Origin of the sequence: Dokdonia sinensis, from assembly GCF_003688895.1 — a bacterium.
Lineage (GTDB): Bacteria > Bacteroidota > Bacteroidia > Flavobacteriales > Flavobacteriaceae > Dokdonia > Dokdonia sinensis.
Genome location: NZ_REFV01000013.1, coordinates 28175 through 44780, shown reverse-complemented (window position 1 = coordinate 44780; position 16606 = coordinate 28175). Strand labels below are relative to the sequence as shown.

The following is a 16606-nucleotide window of genomic DNA, read 5'->3' as shown; positions in this document are numbered from 1 at the left end:
GATATTTTCCTATGGATATAAAATTCAACAAAAACGAAGACCACAATAAATTACTTCTTTCTGACCTGCGTAGTCGCTTTGCCCGCGTCCAACTGGGTGGAGGCGAGAAACGCATCGAAAAACATCACGCAAAAGGAAAAATGACCGCTCGAGAGCGCATAGACTATCTTGTAGACAAGCCTGAAAAATGTATTGAGATAGGTGCTTTTGCTGGAGAGGGTATGTACGAGGAGCACGGTGGTTGCCCTAGTGGTGGCGTGGTGGTAAAAATAGGTCACGTTTCTGGAAAGCAGTGTATTATCGTAGCAAATGACGCAACGGTAAAAGCCGGCGCGTGGTTTCCCATTACTGGAAAGAAAAACTTACGAGCGCAGGAAATTTCTATAGAAAATAAGCTGCCTATAATTTATCTGGTAGATAGTGCAGGCGTTTATCTCCCGATGCAGGATGAGATTTTTCCGGATAAGGAGCATTTTGGACGCATCTTTCGCAACAACGCAGTAATGAGCAGTATGGGAATCACACAGATAAGTGCCGTGATGGGAAGTTGTGTTGCGGGTGGAGCTTATTTACCAATAATGAGCGACGAAGCGCTCATCGTAGATAAAACAGGAAGTATTTTCCTCGCAGGAAGTTATCTGGTAAAGGCGGCCATAGGTGAAACAATAGATAATGAAACGTTAGGGGGCGCCACAACACACTGTGAAATAAGCGGTGTGACAGACTACAAATCTAAAGACGATAAAGACGCCCTGGACACCATTAAAAAATTAATGGATAAAATAGGCGACTACGACAAAGCGGGTTACAACCGAAAAGCACCAGAGAAGCCAGCAGAGAACCCCGACGAAATTTTCGGAATCCTTCCCGCTTCTCGTGCAGACCAGTATGATATGCGAGAAATCATAAAACGTCTGGTAGATGGGTCAGAATTTGACGAATATAAAGAAGGGTATGGGCAAACCATCCTTACGGGATACGCGCGCATTGATGGCTGGGCTGTGGGGATTGTTGCAAATCAGCGAAAGTTAGTGAAGACCAAGAAAGGAGAAATGCAGTTTGGTGGTGTCATTTATTCAGATAGTGCAGATAAAGCGACTCGATTTATAGCCAACTGTAACCAAAAGAAAATTCCGCTGGTATTTCTTCAGGATGTTACTGGTTTTATGGTAGGAAGTAAAAGTGAGCACGGTGGAATCATAAAAGATGGGGCAAAGATGGTAAATGCTGTATCAAATAGTGTTGTACCTAAATTTACAATTGTCATTGGTAATTCCTATGGCGCCGGAAACTACGCGATGTGCGGTAAGGCTTACGATCCAAGACTTATCGCCGCTTGGCCTAGCGCAGAGCTTGCGGTAATGAGTGGAAAATCTGCCGCTACTGTGTTATTGCAAATAGAAACCGCGTCCCTAAAAAAGAAGGGAGAAAAAATCACTCCCGAAGTTGAAAAAGAACTTTACGACCGCATAAAGGCTCGTTATGATGAGCAGATTTCTCCATACTACGCTGCATCAAGAATTTGGACAGATGGTGTAATAAATCCGCTAGATACTAGGAAATGGATTTCTATGGGAATCGAAGCTGCAGACCACGCTCCTATTGAGAGGCCTTTTAATCTTGGTGTGATACAGGTCTAGTTTTAAGGTTTAAAAATGACATTGGAAAATAGAAATATTCCTGATGCTTAGACTTGTCGATTTTAAAATATTTTCACGACTAGAATGGATGGATTACGCTTTCGCGAAAGCATAATCCCCAAACATCCTTGATTAAAAATGATATTTCACAAAGAATTCTTGAATAGACTCCAACAAACTAGCAGTAAGCCCGCTTGCGTCCTCCCCACTCCCAACTCCCAACTCCCAACTATCTTAACAAACCCATAATGCTCCCCTACTGTTAAAATCCCATCTCAATCTGTATATTTGCAATCCGCTTGCAGGGAAGGCCTGCAACGTACTTTAATTTTAATGTTTTTTCCTCTATGGCTACAACTAAAGCAACCATAAAATATACGCTTACGGATGAGGCGCCTATGCTCGCTACGCATTCCTTATTACCTATTATAAACAAGTTTACAAAGTCTTCAAACATCGAGTTTGAGCTTGAAGATATATCCCTTGCAGGACGTATCGTGGCAAACTTTTCTGACCGCCTCACACCAGAACAACGTCAGAAAGATGCACTAGGAGCGCTGGGAGACCTTGCAAAACAACCGGAAGCAAACATCATAAAATTGCCTAACATAAGTGCCTCCGTACCACAACTTACGGCTGCAATTAAAGAATTACAGGAAGATGGATATGACATTCCGGACTTTCCAGAAGAGCCAAAAACCGAAGAAGAGAAAGAAAACCGAAAGCGATTTGCAAAGGTTTTAGGAAGTGCTGTAAATCCAGTCCTTCGTGAAGGAAACTCTGACCGTCGTGCACCTAAGCCAGTGAAGCAATATGCAAAAAACAACCCACATTCTATGGGTGCCTGGAGCAGTGATTCAAAAACGCACGTAGCGACGATGGATCACGGTGATTTCCGCCATAATGAGCAATCTGTTACTATTGAGAAAGCGGGAAGTGTAAAGATTGAACACGTAGGCGCAGACGGGAATGTAACCGTTCTTAAACCAGAAGTACCCGTTCTTGCTGGAGAAATCATCGATGCCACAGCAATGAGCAAGAAGGCGCTATTGAGTTTCCTAGAGGCTCAGGTAAAAGATGCAAAAGAGAAAGATATTTTATTTTCTATCCATATGAAGGCAACAATGATGAAGGTATCAGACCCTATCATCTTTGGACACGCAGTACGTGTGTTTTTTGCACCAGTTTTTGAAAAGTATGGAAGCACCTTTGATGAATTAGGAGTAGATGTAAATAATGGTTTTGGCGATTTATTGGCCAAAATCGAAGAATTACCAGTAGATAAACGTGATGAAATCAAAGCAGCCATAGATGCTTGCTATGCAGATCGTCCTGATCTTGCTATGGTAAACTCTGATAAAGGGATTACCAACTTACACGTTCCTAGTGATGTGATTATTGACGCTTCTATGCCTGCGATGATCCGTACTTCGGGACAAATGTGGAATGCAGAGGGTAAGCAACAAGATACAAAAGCGGTTATTCCAGACAGTAGCTACGCTGGAGTATTCCAGACGACAATAGATTTTTGTAAAGAGCACGGCGCCTTTGACCCAACAACAATGGGAACAGTACCTAATGTAGGCCTGATGGCTCAAAAAGCCGAAGAATATGGTTCTCACGACAAAACATTTGAAATCCCGGCAGATGGAAAAGTACGCGTGGTAGACAACAGCGGAAATACCTTAATGGAGCACGACGTAGAAACTGGTGATATTTGGAGAATGTGCCAGGTAAAAGATCTACCTATTCAGGACTGGGTAAAACTTGCCGTAACCCGTGCAAGAGCAATGGGTGCTCCTGCTATTTTCTGGCTAGACGAAGATCGCGCTCACGATGCTCAACTTATCAAAAAAGTAAACACTTACTTAAAAGACCACGACACAAACGCTCTGGACATCCAGATTATGTCTCCTGTAAAAGCAACTGCATTTACCCTTAAGAGAATGAAAGCTGGAGAGGATACGATTTCTGTAACTGGAAACGTATTGCGTGATTATAACACAGACCTCTTCCCTATATTAGAACTCGGAACAAGTGCAAAAATGCTCTCTATCGTTCCGTTAATGAACGGTGGAGGATTGTTTGAAACAGGAGCAGGTGGATCTGCGCCAAAACATATCCAGCAATTTCTGGAGGAAGGACATTTGCGTTGGGACTCCCTAGGAGAATTCCTTGCACTTGCTGTTTCACTAGAGCACACGGCTGAGGCATTTAATAATCCAAAAGCAAAAGTGCTTGCAGATACTCTGGACCTTGCTACAATCAAATTCCTAGAGAACAAGAAGTCGCCGTCTCGTAAGGTTAATGAGCTGGACAATCGTGGCAGTCACTTTTATCTCGCGATGTATTGGGCACAAGCACTTGCCAGTCAAAACGACAATGCAGCACTGAAAGAAGAGTTTGCACCTATCGCAAAGGAGATGGAAGCAAAGGAATCGCAAATCATTCAGGAGCTCAACGACGCTCAAGGAACAGCTATGAATATAGGCGGTTATTACAGCGTAGATAGCGCAAAGACATTTGCAGCTATGCGCCCTAGCGCTACATTCAATGCAATTATTGACTAAATAAAAAATTAGATTTTCTATTGAAAAGCATCTGCAATCGCAGGTGCTTTTTCTTTTTGTATATATTTCAACGCAAGGACATTCTAACCACATCATTCATAAAATGGCTGGATATTGAGGACTCAGATTACCATATTCTCAAAAATGAACTTGCGCACTTGCGACGTGAGGAATTAACACTACTTTAGTCACAGATATGAACCCATTACCATACATAAATTTTATACTAGCAACGATAACGACGGCTACAATTACCCCATTGGGGTTTTAAGTGTTACATATCATCCATTCCGTTGCTCGTTTTTTCGAGCTTTCTTTCAAACACATTATTCTGAGTTACTTATGAGATTTCCACCAGAGTTTATCCTGAGCGATAGCCGAAGGACGGAAATGACAAAAAAAGTATTTATGCGCGTATTAAAATTTGGTGGCACTTCTGTAGGGAGTGTTGAAAATATAGAAAAGGTCATTGCCATTGTTGCAAATCAATCCAAACTGCAACCAGTTGCGGTTGTTGTCTCTGCCGTGGGTGGTATTACAGATTTATTACTAAAAGCTGGAACTCTTGCCGCTCAAAAGGATGAAGCCTATAAAGATGTCTTTCAAGAGATTCATCAGAAGCATACCGCTTTCGCGAAAGCGTTAACAGCAACAGACACCCTAGTCACAGCAGACATAGGTCAATTGATGTCGCACTTGGATGATTTGTTGAATGGGATATTCCTTATTAATGAACTATCTCCTAAAACCTTAGACAAACTTGCGGCCTTCGGAGAATTGACCAGTAGTAGGATTATCACGGCAGCGTTTAATCACAAAGGCATCGAGGCAAAACTCAAGGACAGCCGGACGCTTATAAAAACGGACGCGCAACATACAAAAGCAAGTGTTCTGTATGCCGAAACAAATCAAAATATTACCTCCTACTTTGCCGAAAGTAAAAGTAAAATCACCATTCTAGGAGGTTTTATCGCAAGCACACGAGATGGAGAAACCAGTACTTTAGGACGCGGTGGTTCAGATTTTACGGCCGCTATACTTGCTGCGGCATTAAACGTAGACCAACTTGAAATTTGGACCGATGTAAGTGGGATGTTCTCTGCAAATCCTAAACTTGTAAAACAGGCCAAACCCATAAACGATATTTCCTATCACGAGGCGATGGAGTTATCGCATTTTGGCGCAAAAGTCCTCTACCCGCCTACTATCGTTCCTGCGCTAAGCAAGAATATCCCTATCTACATTAAAAACACAATGGCTCCAGAAGAAGCTGGAACGCGCATAGGACAACAAGAACAAGCAAACGGAAATCCCATTAAGGGAATCTCCCATATAAGCGATATCGCTTTGCTCACGCTGGAAGGAGCTGGAATGGTCGGCACATCTGGAATATCAAAACGACTCTTTGAAGTACTCTCACAACAACAAGTGAATATTATATTAATCACCCAAGCATCCAGCGAGCACAGCATATGCATAGGAGTGATGGAGGCAGATGCGCTACGAGCAAAAACAGCAATAGAAACTGAGTTTGCCTACGAACTCTCTCTCCACAGGATAGATCCTGTCATTGTCGAGACGGAACTTGCCGTAATCGCCCTCGTGGGAGAATCTATGAAGAGTCATCAGGGGATTTCTGGGAAAATGTTTTCTACACTGGGTAAGAACAATGTGAATATCAGAGCGATTGCTCAGGGCGCGAGTGAGAAAAATATTTCGGCAGTAATTGCTGAGAAGGATGTGAAGAAAGCATTAAACAGCTTGCACGAAGTCTTTTTTGAGGGTAATCGAAAGCAAATTAACCTGTTCATAATGGGCGTGGGAAATGTGGGCGGTCGCCTTCTCGCACAGATAAAACAACAACGTAAATTCCTTAGAGATAACCTGAATCTCAACTTAAGAGTGATGGGACTTTCAAACAGCCGCACAATGCTCGTTTCTAAGGAACCGATTGATTTAGATAACTGGGAATCACAGCTTGCAGGTGGTGAAGATGCTGACATCTTACGCTTTCGCGAAAGCGTAATCGCCCTTAATCAGCGCAACTCCGTTTTTGTAGATATTACAGCAAACGAACCAGTGGCGATGGCCTACGAGGAATATATGCGCAATAGCATTTCGGTCGTTGCCTGTAATAAAATCGCGGCGGCGGGAAGCTATGCGTACTACTCAAACCTCAAACGCTTGAGCCGAAAGTACAACGCACCGTTTATGTTTGAGACTAATGTAGGCGCAGGTCTACCTATTATTGACACCTTACAAAATCTCATTGCTTCTGGCGATCGCATTGTAAAAATTCAGGCCGTACTTTCTGGAAGTCTCAATTTTGTATTTAATAATTTTAGGAGCGGTGACAGCTTTTACGATGTCGTACAACAAGCCAAAGATGAAGGTTACACAGAGCCAGATCCCCGCATAGACTTGAGCGGTGTGGATGTCGCTCGCAAGATTCTCATCCTAGCACGAGAGAGCGGGCAAGCCATTGAACTGGACGACATCGTAAATACACCATTCTTGACTAAAAATAATCTTGAAAGCACAGACGTACCTCACTTTTTTGAAACTTTAAAAGAAGATGCATCTCATTTTGAAAAACTGGTCTCAGATGCTTCGTCAAAAGGAGAACGATTAAAGTATGTGGCGCAGCTTGATAATGGGAAATCTAGCGTAGGACTGCAATCAGTGGGTCCCGATAGTCCGTTTTATAATCTGGAAGGATCAGATAATATCGTACTTTTCTACACGGAACGTTATCCAGAACAACCACTTATTGTTAAAGGAGCTGGCGCAGGTGGTGATGTTACTGCTAGCGGATTGTTCAGTGATATTATTAGGTTGAGACAGGACTAAAAGAAAAAAATCACAAATCACAAACTCCAAATCTCAAATTATAAAATGAAAAATAGACCTTATGACTTAGAAGAAAGAACCTTTTTATTTGCTCAAGAGGTGAGAACTTTGATTTATAGTTTAGGCAAAAGTATTCCGAACACCGAAGATGGGAAACAGGTTGTACGTTCATCAGGATCCGTAGCAGCAAATTATATTGAAGCCAATGAGCACCTCAGCGATAAAGATTTTAATTTTAGGGCAAAAATATGTCGTAAAGAAGCTAAGGAATCTGTGTTGTGGTTGAAACTTCTCAGAAATCCCTTTAATGAAAATAAGAGAGACATCCTAAGTGATTTAATTAAAGAGGCAGATGAACTAAAACGAATTTTTTCATCAATCATCGAAAAAAGAAAGAATTAAAACTAAATTTTTGCGATTTGTAATTTGTGATTCGTGATTTGCGATTTGTGATTTGTGATTCGTGATTTGTGATTTGTGATTTGTGATTTGTGATTAAAATCAATATTTTAAATGAATTCTAAAAGTATTAAAATCTTCTGCCCTGCCACGGTTGCAAATGTAAACTGTGGTTTTGACGCTCTGGGATTTGCACTCGAGGGCATAGGTGACGAAATGGTTTTCCGAAAAACCAAAACCAAAGGTGTCACCATTACAAAAATCACAGGAGAAAAACTTCCGATGGAAGCCCACGAGAATGTTGCAGGCGTTGCGGGGAATGCGATGCTCGAAGCCGTGAGCGCAGATTTTGGAGTCGAGATAGAAATACATAAAAAGATACGCTCCGGCTCTGGTATAGGTAGCAGCAGTGCGAGCGCGGCAGGAGCTGTTTTTGGGATTAATCAGTTTCTGGAAAATCCCCTCAACAATCTTGAATTGACACGTTATGCGATGAAGGGCGAAGCACTCGCTAGTGGAAATGAACACGCAGACAATGTTGCGCCTTGTATTTATGGTGGGACAACACTGGTAACAGGTTATGACCCGTTTAAAATAATTGCTCTTCCTCCTATGGACACCGTTTATGTCGGGATTTTGCATCCACACATTACCATTAAAACCAAGGAGGCACGCGCGATACTACCCAAACAGGTTCCGCTGGCAGATGCGATCGCACAGTCGCAGTCGCTGGCAAGTTTTGTAGCTTCATTATACGAGTGGGACAAAGAACTTTTTCAGGAAAGTCTTAAGGATGCTCTGGTCACTCCTCATAGGAAACAGCTCATTCCCCATTTTGATGAAGTGAAGCATATTTCGGAGAAAAATTCGTGCATTGCACACGGGATTTCTGGAAGCGGGCCTAGTATGTTTTGTCTCGCTTTCGCGGAAGCGGACATAGAAAACTACCTCACCGAAAGCGTTGCATTATATATAAGTAATGGTCTAAAAGTAGACAGTTATTCTAGCCGAATTAATGGTGAAGGGTGTCGGGTGATTGGTTAAGTCGACCTGCGAGATGTTCCCGCCACGACGCGCTCCTAGTAGGTCTGAATTGAAATAAGAAAATTGAATTAATAATCTATCTACTTCGGTAGAACAATAAACAAGGAGTTTGGGATTCTCTCGGTGAGATTTCCGCCCCTGCCTGCCGGCAGGCAGGTTCGCAGAAATGACAAAATGAAATACTATAGCCTAAATAAAAAAGCCCCTGCCGTTACCTTTGACGAAGCCGTAATCCGCGGGATTGCGCCAGATAAAGGATTGTATTTTCCTGAATCCATTCCTAAGTTACCAGTGTCATTTTGGGAGAATATAGAGCATTTATCCAAAGATGAAATTGCGTACACAGCAATGAAACCTTTTGTAGGTGACACCATAGATGACGATTCCTTAACAGAAATTATCGCTGATGTCCTTTCTTTTGAATTTCCTCTCGTTGAGTTAGAGAAAAACGTTGCTACGCTAGAGCTTTTTCACGGACCTACAATGGCTTTTAAGGATGTGGGTGCTCGTTTTATGGCAAGATGTCTTGGCTATTTTCTTGAGAAAAACAAGCAACAAGAAGAAGTGACTGTACTTGTGGCAACAAGTGGCGACACAGGCGGTGCCGTTGCTCGAGGCTTCTATAAAGTTCCTGGAATAAAAGTGGTCATCCTCTACCCTTCTGGAAAAGTCTCTGAAGTTCAAGAAAAGCAACTCACAACGCTGGGAGAAAACATCACGGCGCTAGAGGTAGACGGTAACTTTGATGATTGTCAGGCAATGGTCAAAAGAGCTTTCTTAGATGAAGCCATTACGAATAAGCGCCAGCTTACATCTGCCAATAGCATCAATATTGCACGCTGGTTGCCGCAGTCTCTGTATTATCTCTTTGCTTTTAAAAAACTCAAAGAACAAGGAAAATCAGACAATTTGGTATTTTCTGTGCCTAGTGGAAATTTTGGGAATATATGTGCGGGAATGGTAGCGCACCTTATGGGGATGCCAGTAAAACAATTTGTTGCAGCTGTAAATAGCAATACTACTATTCCGCGGTTTATGGAGTCTGGAAAATATAGACCAGCTCCTACGGTTGCAACCATAAGTAATGCTATGGATGTAAGCGATCCGAGTAATTTTATTCGAGTTTTACAGTTGTTTGAAAACGATAAAAATTTACTTTCTGAAAAATTTACCTCTTTTTCATATTGTGACGCACAAACGCGAGGTGCGATGCGTCACATTTATAGTAATTTAGAGTACACCGCAGATCCTCACGGAGCGGTAGGTTATCTTGGACTAAAGGATTACCTCAAAAATGAACCTGATGCTTATGGAGTTTTTCTAGAGACGGCTCATCCTGTTAAATTTCTTCCCGCTGTAGAGCCAGTGGTGGGAAAGATAACAGATCTTCCTAAACAAATTGCTGTTTTAATGGATGCTAAAAAGGAATCCATAAACGCAAATAGCTATGCGGATTTAAAAAATTATTTGCTAAGGAGTTAACGTTTTTCGCGCAAGCGTGCTTCAGTCTTTTACAATAAAAAATATGGTTTTGGTACAGTAGATTAGGTTTTTGTTTAACTTTAGCCTACCAAATCATAAACGATGCGTAATTCTCAATTGGCCATTATTTTCAAAGACCTTTTAGGTGAAGTTTCGGGTGGTTTCGGGCACTGGGAACTTAACGTAAAGGGGGTTTCTATGACGTGTTATACAGATGAAATGCATAATCGTATGCGCATTTATGCTCCTATTACTTCAACAGAATCTATTACTCCGGATATCATGAATCTTTGTATGGAAGCAAATTTTCATACCGTGCTCGATGTGAAATATGCGATGAGTGACGGGATGTTGTACGCAGCATACATACATCCATTTAAGAAGCTTACAGAGTCACAATTCAGGAATGCTTTTACACAACTTTACTCGGCGATTAAAACTTTTGGAACAACCTACTCCGGTGGAGAACTTAAATTTCCTACAAAGGATGAACTGCGTAGGGATATGAATTAAACAAAACGATAATGAGGATAATGATTTTTATACTTTTTTGCGCTTTCGCGAAAGCGGCAACCGCACAATCCTCTTCACTCAAAAAGTCCACTGGGTTTGAAGCCAAAACTTTTGAGCACAAAGGAAAAACACTAGGTTACCAGATGCTCAAGCCTAAGAATTTTGACCCCAACAAAACATATCCGGTACACCTATTTCTGCACGGAGCTGGAGAACGCGGAGACGATAACACGGCGCAGCTTACTCACGGAAGCGAACTCTTTGTACAGAAAAACGATGAATTTCCTGCCATTATAATTTTCCCACAATGCCCTAAGGACGATTACTGGGCACAGGTTGATATTACTCGAAATGAGCAAATGGGGGAGAATATTTTCTCCTTTCCAGAAGTGAGTGAACCTACGTGGGCGATGGGTGCGGTTATTTCTCTTATGGATGAAATGGTAAAAAAAGTCTATGTAGATAAGTCCAGAATTTATGTAGGTGGCCTATCTATGGGCGGTATGGGCACTTACGAAATGCTCCATAGACGACCAGATATGTTTGCCGCAGCAACAGCTATATGTGGTGGTGGTAATCTAGCAAATATTAAAAATTGGGCAAGTAAAACGCCTATTTGGATTTTTCACGGAGAAGATGATGGTGTCGTTCCCGCTCGATATTCTAAGTTAATTACTGAGGCACTAATGCGCAATGAAGCAACTCCCAAAATATCCTTTTATCCTAATGTAAAACATAATAGCTGGGACAATGCATTTTCCGAACCAGATTTCTTTTCTTGGATTTACAGTCATACCTGGGAAGATGCAAATGACGATTGTACACCACAATGGCTCAAATTTGAGGAAAAAGTTCTTATAAATCGCTTTAAGGAGGAAAATGAAAAACTTGTTGATCAAAATAATGATTACAGTGTAGTTTTTATGGGAGATTCCATTACCGAAGGTTGGCTTGAAACTAGTCCAGACTTTTGGGAATCGCACCCTGAATTTATTAATCGTGGTGTGAGTGGCCAAACCACTTCTCAAATGCTATTGCGTTTTAGACAGGACGTTATTGCCTTGAAACCTAAAAAAGTAGTTATTCTAGCTGGAACTAATGATATTGCAGGTAATACCGGAAAGACTTCAATAGAAACTGTTGCGCATAATTTGTTTACAATGGCAGACTTGGCTAAAGCGCACAATATTAGCGTTGTACTTTGTTCCGTGCTTCCTGTGTACGACTATCCGTGGGAGACAGGTCTCGAACCCGCTCAAAAGATTATAGATTTAAACGGTATGATTAAAACGTATGCTGCGCAAAATAATCATACGTATGTAGATTATCACACCGCAATGAAGAACGAAAGAAACGGGATGCAAAGCGATTTGACTTACGATGGGGTTCATTGCACGGAAGCTGGATATCTAGTTATGGAAAAACTGATATCGGCTAAAATATAGTCGCAATCCTCTAATCTTAAATTATCCTTCACTCTTTAAGAAGGGTTTCGTTTTTCATACATTTGTGACTTAAACTAGACCACAATATTATATATGAAAAATACAGCCCTTACACATATACACGAAGCTTTGGGAGCAAAAATGGTTCCCTTTGCAGGTTACAATATGCCTGTTTCTTACGAAGGTGTAAATGCAGAACATGAGACGGTGCGCACAGGTGTTGGTGTTTTTGACGTTTCCCATATGGGAGAATTCTTAGTATCTGGAGAGGATGCTATCAATCTATTACAATGGGTATGTTCTAATGATATATCAAAAATTAATATTGGAGGCGCACAGTATAATTGCCTTCCTAACGATACAGGAGGAATTGTAGATGACCTGATCGTTTATAGACTTAAAGAAGACCAATATATGCTTGTAGTTAATGCAAGTAATATAGACAAGGACTGGGCGTGGATAAACGCACAACAAACATTAAAAGGTTTTAAGGCAGAACTTCGCAATATTTCTGAAGGACATTCCTTACTTGCAATTCAAGGTCCTAAAGCTATTGAGGCAATGCAATCACTTACAGATGTAGACCTTGCTTCTATTAAGTTCTATTCTTTTGAAGTGGCACCGTTTGCGGGGCTAGATTACGTTATTATAAGTGCAACGGGTTATACTGGAAGCGGAGGTTTTGAAATTTATTGTAAAAATGAGGAAGCCGAGCAACTTTGGAAAAAAGTACTTGAGGCCGGGGCCGATTTTGATATCAAACCCATTGGTCTAGCAGCTCGAGATACTTTGCGATTAGAGATGGGGTATTGCTTGTACGGTAATGACATAGACGACACGACATCGCCTCTGGAGGCGGGACTAGGTTGGGTCACAAAGTTTACAAAAGATTTTGTATACAGCGACCACCTTAAATATCAAAAAGAAACAGGTTTACTTCAAAAACTCGTAGGGTTTGAGCTTAACGAGCGCGGCATCCCTAGACAAGGTTATGACATTGTAGATGATGAGGGGAATAGAATAGGTCGTGTGACCTCAGGAACAATGGGTCCGTCTGTAGATAAAGGTATTGGGCTGGGATATGTAGATATCGCTTACGCAAAAACAGACTCAAATATTAACATACAGATACGCAAGAAAGTCATTCCTGCCACCGTTGTAAAGACACCTTTTTACAAGAAATAAAGATATAGAGACAATAATCTCAAATCCCAAATTCCAAAGGTTAGCCTTTTGGAGTTTGGGATTTGAAAATTTATACAGACAGTTATCGCTTACAAAAAGTCAAAAGATAAAATCCTTATTCTCGGAGCCAGCGGTTTTCTGGGCGGCGCTTTGTATAAAGAACTGTATCGCTACTATGATACCTATGGCACGTATCACACGGGCAGAATTTACTCAGATAACAGGCACTTTATAAAATATAGTCTGGAGCAGGACGACATTTTTGAATTGCTGAAGGCGTTGAAGCCCTCTGTGGTAATATCGGCATTACGTGGGTCTTTTGAAGATCAGCTAGAGGCTCACCAGTTAATGGTTGAGTATGCTGCTGCAAGCGGTTGCCGACTTGTATTTATTTCTAGTGCCAATGTTTTTGACGCATTTTCCCACTATCCTAGTTATGAAAATGACAAAACTCTATCTGAAAGTATATATGGTAAACTAAAAATACGATGTGAGACAGCGCTGATGCGCAATTTACCTGAAAAACAATATACCATTATCCGCTTGCCTATGGTTTTTGGGATGCAATCTCCCCGCTTACGCGAAATTAAAACCGCACTCCTACTCGATGAACCCATCGAGGTTTTTCCGCACCTTATTATCAATACTACGACGCAAGCCAAATTTAGCCAGCAACTCCATTATATTATTAACCGAAAATTGAGCGGGATTTTTCATCTGGGGAGTAAAGATTTAATTCATCACAAAGAGTTTGTACACGAGCTAGTCACAATGCTGGATCTTAAGCGCAAACCTGTGTATAAAAATGTGTATACCAGTAATTTTGACCGGTATCTCGCCGTACTTCCACGGGATAATGCGCTGCCCAAACATTTGGCTATTACAAACGAAGAGGTTGTAGCTGGTAGTAAAAATCTATAAGCTCGTTGCAATAGATACTGTCACAGGTAAAAAGCTCATTACCCCTTAAATTATTGTGAAAATTTGCTGGAGTACGCTTTCGCGAAAGCGGAAATATGTACCTTATACGTATTAATCAAAACCTTATCTTATGAAACTTACAGAAGCACAAATAAATGACCGTTTAGAAGAATTTTCAGATTGGGAGTATGATGAAAACGCGATTCACACCACCATTGAGTTTGAAAATTTTAGAGAAGTGTTCTCTACAATGACGCGTATCGCCTTTGAGTGCGAGCGCCTCAATCATCATCCTACATGGAGTAATACGTACAACGAACTTAATATTTCCTTAAGTACGCACGATGCAAATGGGGTGACTGAAAAAGATTTTGACCTGGCCAGCGCCATAGAAGATATCCTAAACGCTTAGGCTTTTAAAAAATAATCGATTTTCCTATTTTTACGCTCAGCAAAGACTGGGCGTTTTTAGCTTAGAGCTTGTTGTAAAAAAGAACAGAATTTTAAATATAAAGTTGCATTAGGCAACTGTTAGCCATACTATGGGAAGAGCATTTGAATTTAGAAAAGCACGTAAAATGAAGCGCTGGAGCGCAATGTCCAAGGCTTTTACACGTATCGGGAAGGATATTGTAATGGCTGTAAAAGAAGGCGGTCCAGATCCAGATAGTAATTCTAGATTAAGAGCTGTAATACAAAATGCTAAGGCTGTAAACATGCCGAAAGATAATGTAGAGCGCGCCATAAAAAGAGCATCAGATAAGTCTCAGGGAGATTACAAAGAGGTGATTTTTGAAGGATATGCACAGCACGGAATCGCAATTTTAGTAGAAACTGCTACAGATAATAATACCCGTACTGTGGCAAATGTGCGTGCCTCTTTTAATAAATGTGATGGAAACCTAGGCACCTCTGGATCAGTAGTATTTATGTTTGATCACACGTGTACCTTTCGCGTAAATGCTGAGGGGCAAGATGTAGAAGAAATAGAACTTGAGTTTATAGATTACGGAGCTGAAGAAGTTTTTCAAGATGAAGACGGCATTCATATCTATGCACCGTTTGAGAGTTTTGGAGCTATTCAGAGCGCCTTAGAAGAAAAGGGTATTGAAATTTTGGAATCTGGCTTTGACCGTATTCCTCAAGTCACAAAAAAACTAACACCAGAACAGGAAGAGGACGTAAATAAATTAATAGACAGGCTAGAGGAAGATGATGATGTACAAAACGTATTCTCAACAATGGAGTCCTCTGCCGAAGATGCAGACGAATCTTAGATGACCTACGTTAACGAGCCTAAATGGAATATTATATCCCTACTATTTGTGGTAGCGGCATCCACTATGCTCGTAGTAAATGGAGATTTTTCTAATGGTCGCGGTATGGCCTTGCTAGTCATTGCCTGGATACCTTTAATCGTGGGTGTTATAACTTTGGCTATCTACGGGATATCTCGATTATTGTTTAAGAAGTATAACTGGATCATAACATTATTAGGAATCCTATTCTTATTAAATGCTTCAATACAGTTTTATTTAAAATAGCTTATGATTTTAAGTTTACATCTTACTCTAACAAAAGAATAATAAAACGGGGAGCAAATTTTCAATCTACTCCCCGCTTTTAATTTAAAAATTAATCTTCTATTTCTTTTTAGATGCTGCTCTGTGACGCTCTCTTGCTAGTAAAGTATTCTTAAGTAGCATCGCGATGGTCATAGGCCCTACCCCACCAGGAACTGGTGTAATAAAAGATGCTTTCTTACTTACTTCTTCAAAATCTACATCTCCCGTGATATAGTAACCACGCTCTCTCGTTTCATCTGGAACTCTTGTAATTCCTACATCAATAATTACGGCGTCGTCTTTTACCATTTCGGCTTTTAAAAATCCTGGGACACCGAGCGCTGTAATTATTATATCTGCTTGTGAAGTAATCTGAGTAATATTCTTAGTATGACTGTGTGTTAGGGTTACTGTAGAATTTCCAGGAAATCCTTTACGACCCATCAAAATACTCATAGGACGCCCTACAATATGACTACGACCTATAACTACGGTGTGCTTACCTGCAGTATCCACTTGATAGCGCTCCATTAATTCCAAAATTCCAAAAGGAGTGGCAGGAATAAAAGTACTCATATCCAGCGCCATCTTTCCAAAATTCGTGGGGTGGAAACCGTCTACGTCTTTATCTGGGTCTACAGCCAGTAATACTTTTTGAGTATCAATCTGCGGTGGTAATGGTAATTGAACGATGAAGCCATCGATATCATCATTATTATTGAGGTCTTCAATTTTATCTAGCAGTTCAATCTCACTTGTTGTGCTAGACATCTTAATAAGTGTAGACTCAAAACCAATGCGCTCACAAGCCCTAACTTTACTCCCCACGTAGGTCAAACTCGCGCCGTCATTCCCGACAATTACAGCAGCAAGGTGAGGCACCTTTTCGCCATTTGCCTTCATCTTGTCAACTTCGGCTTTGATTTCGTTTTTAATATCGTTTGAGGTTTTTTTTCCGTCGAGAATTGTCATTTGAAACGTCTTTAGTTTGC

At 41.0% G+C, this 16606-nt stretch carries 14 protein-coding genes; 13 read left to right on the top strand and 1 reads right to left on the bottom strand.

Annotated elements, in window-relative coordinates; all coding sequences use genetic code 11:
• Nucleotides 1-11: 11 nt before the first annotated feature.
• The 13 genes from EAX61_RS12680 to EAX61_RS12620 all read left to right on the top strand — a co-directional run bounded on the left by EAX61_RS12680 (nucleotide 12) and on the right by EAX61_RS12620 (nucleotide 15593).
• Nucleotides 12-1640 (top strand): acyl-CoA carboxylase subunit beta, encoded by a 1629-nt coding sequence (locus EAX61_RS12680; protein WP_121918072.1) that lies wholly within the window; start codon nucleotides 12-14, stop codon nucleotides 1638-1640.
• A gap of 347 nt (nucleotides 1641-1987) precedes the next feature.
• Complete coding sequence (locus EAX61_RS12675) at nucleotides 1988-4210, top strand: NADP-dependent isocitrate dehydrogenase (RefSeq protein WP_121918145.1); 2223 nt, start codon at nucleotides 1988-1990, stop codon at nucleotides 4208-4210.
• 408 nt (nucleotides 4211-4618) lie between these two features.
• Nucleotides 4619-7060, top strand: a complete 2442-nt coding sequence (gene thrA, locus EAX61_RS12670; RefSeq protein ID WP_121918144.1) for a bifunctional aspartate kinase/homoserine dehydrogenase I — start codon at nucleotides 4619-4621, stop codon at nucleotides 7058-7060.
• A gap of 45 nt (nucleotides 7061-7105) precedes the next feature.
• Nucleotides 7106-7462, top strand: a complete 357-nt coding sequence (locus tag EAX61_RS12665) for a four helix bundle protein (RefSeq protein WP_121918071.1) — start codon at nucleotides 7106-7108, stop codon at nucleotides 7460-7462.
• A gap of 111 nt (nucleotides 7463-7573) precedes the next feature.
• Nucleotides 7574-8503 (top strand): homoserine kinase, encoded by a 930-nt coding sequence (locus EAX61_RS12660; protein ID WP_121918070.1) that lies wholly within the window; start codon nucleotides 7574-7576, stop codon nucleotides 8501-8503.
• A 174-nt stretch (nucleotides 8504-8677) separates the two neighbouring features.
• The gene (gene thrC / locus EAX61_RS12655; RefSeq protein WP_121918069.1) at nucleotides 8678-9985 is read left to right on the top strand and encodes a threonine synthase; all 1308 of its coding nucleotides are present in this window, start codon (nucleotides 8678-8680) and stop codon (nucleotides 9983-9985) included.
• Nucleotides 9986-10087: 102 nt separating this feature from the next.
• Nucleotides 10088-10498, top strand: coding sequence for a hypothetical protein (locus EAX61_RS12650; RefSeq protein WP_121918068.1), 411 nt, complete (start codon nucleotides 10088-10090; stop codon nucleotides 10496-10498).
• Between the two features lie 20 nt (nucleotides 10499-10518).
• On the top strand, nucleotides 10519-11943 hold the full coding sequence (locus EAX61_RS16660; RefSeq protein ID WP_236642044.1) for a GDSL-type esterase/lipase family protein: 1425 nt from the start codon (nucleotides 10519-10521) through the stop codon (nucleotides 11941-11943).
• Between the two features lie 93 nt (nucleotides 11944-12036).
• The gene (gene gcvT, locus EAX61_RS12640) at nucleotides 12037-13128 is read left to right on the top strand and encodes a glycine cleavage system aminomethyltransferase GcvT (RefSeq protein ID WP_121918067.1); all 1092 of its coding nucleotides are present in this window, start codon (nucleotides 12037-12039) and stop codon (nucleotides 13126-13128) included.
• A gap of 84 nt (nucleotides 13129-13212) precedes the next feature.
• Complete coding sequence (locus EAX61_RS12635; protein WP_121918066.1) at nucleotides 13213-14049, top strand: sugar nucleotide-binding protein; 837 nt, start codon at nucleotides 13213-13215, stop codon at nucleotides 14047-14049.
• A gap of 130 nt (nucleotides 14050-14179) precedes the next feature.
• Entirely contained in the window at nucleotides 14180-14461 is a 282-nt protein-coding gene (locus EAX61_RS12630; RefSeq protein WP_121918065.1) for a 4a-hydroxytetrahydrobiopterin dehydratase, read from the top strand.
• 130 nt (nucleotides 14462-14591) lie between these two features.
• Nucleotides 14592-15326: a YebC/PmpR family DNA-binding transcriptional regulator gene (locus tag EAX61_RS12625; RefSeq protein WP_121918064.1), complete on the top strand. Its 735-nt coding sequence runs from the start codon at nucleotides 14592-14594 to the stop codon at nucleotides 15324-15326.
• Entirely contained in the window at nucleotides 15327-15593 is a 267-nt protein-coding gene (locus EAX61_RS12620; protein ID WP_121918063.1) for a hypothetical protein, read from the top strand.
• 99 nt (nucleotides 15594-15692) lie between these two features.
• On the opposite strand, the gene EAX61_RS12615 is transcribed toward EAX61_RS12620, so the two are convergent.
• Entirely contained in the window at nucleotides 15693-16586 is an 894-nt protein-coding gene (locus tag EAX61_RS12615; protein ID WP_121918062.1) for a bifunctional 5,10-methylenetetrahydrofolate dehydrogenase/5,10-methenyltetrahydrofolate cyclohydrolase, read from the bottom strand.
• Nucleotides 16587-16606 lie beyond the last annotated feature (20 nt).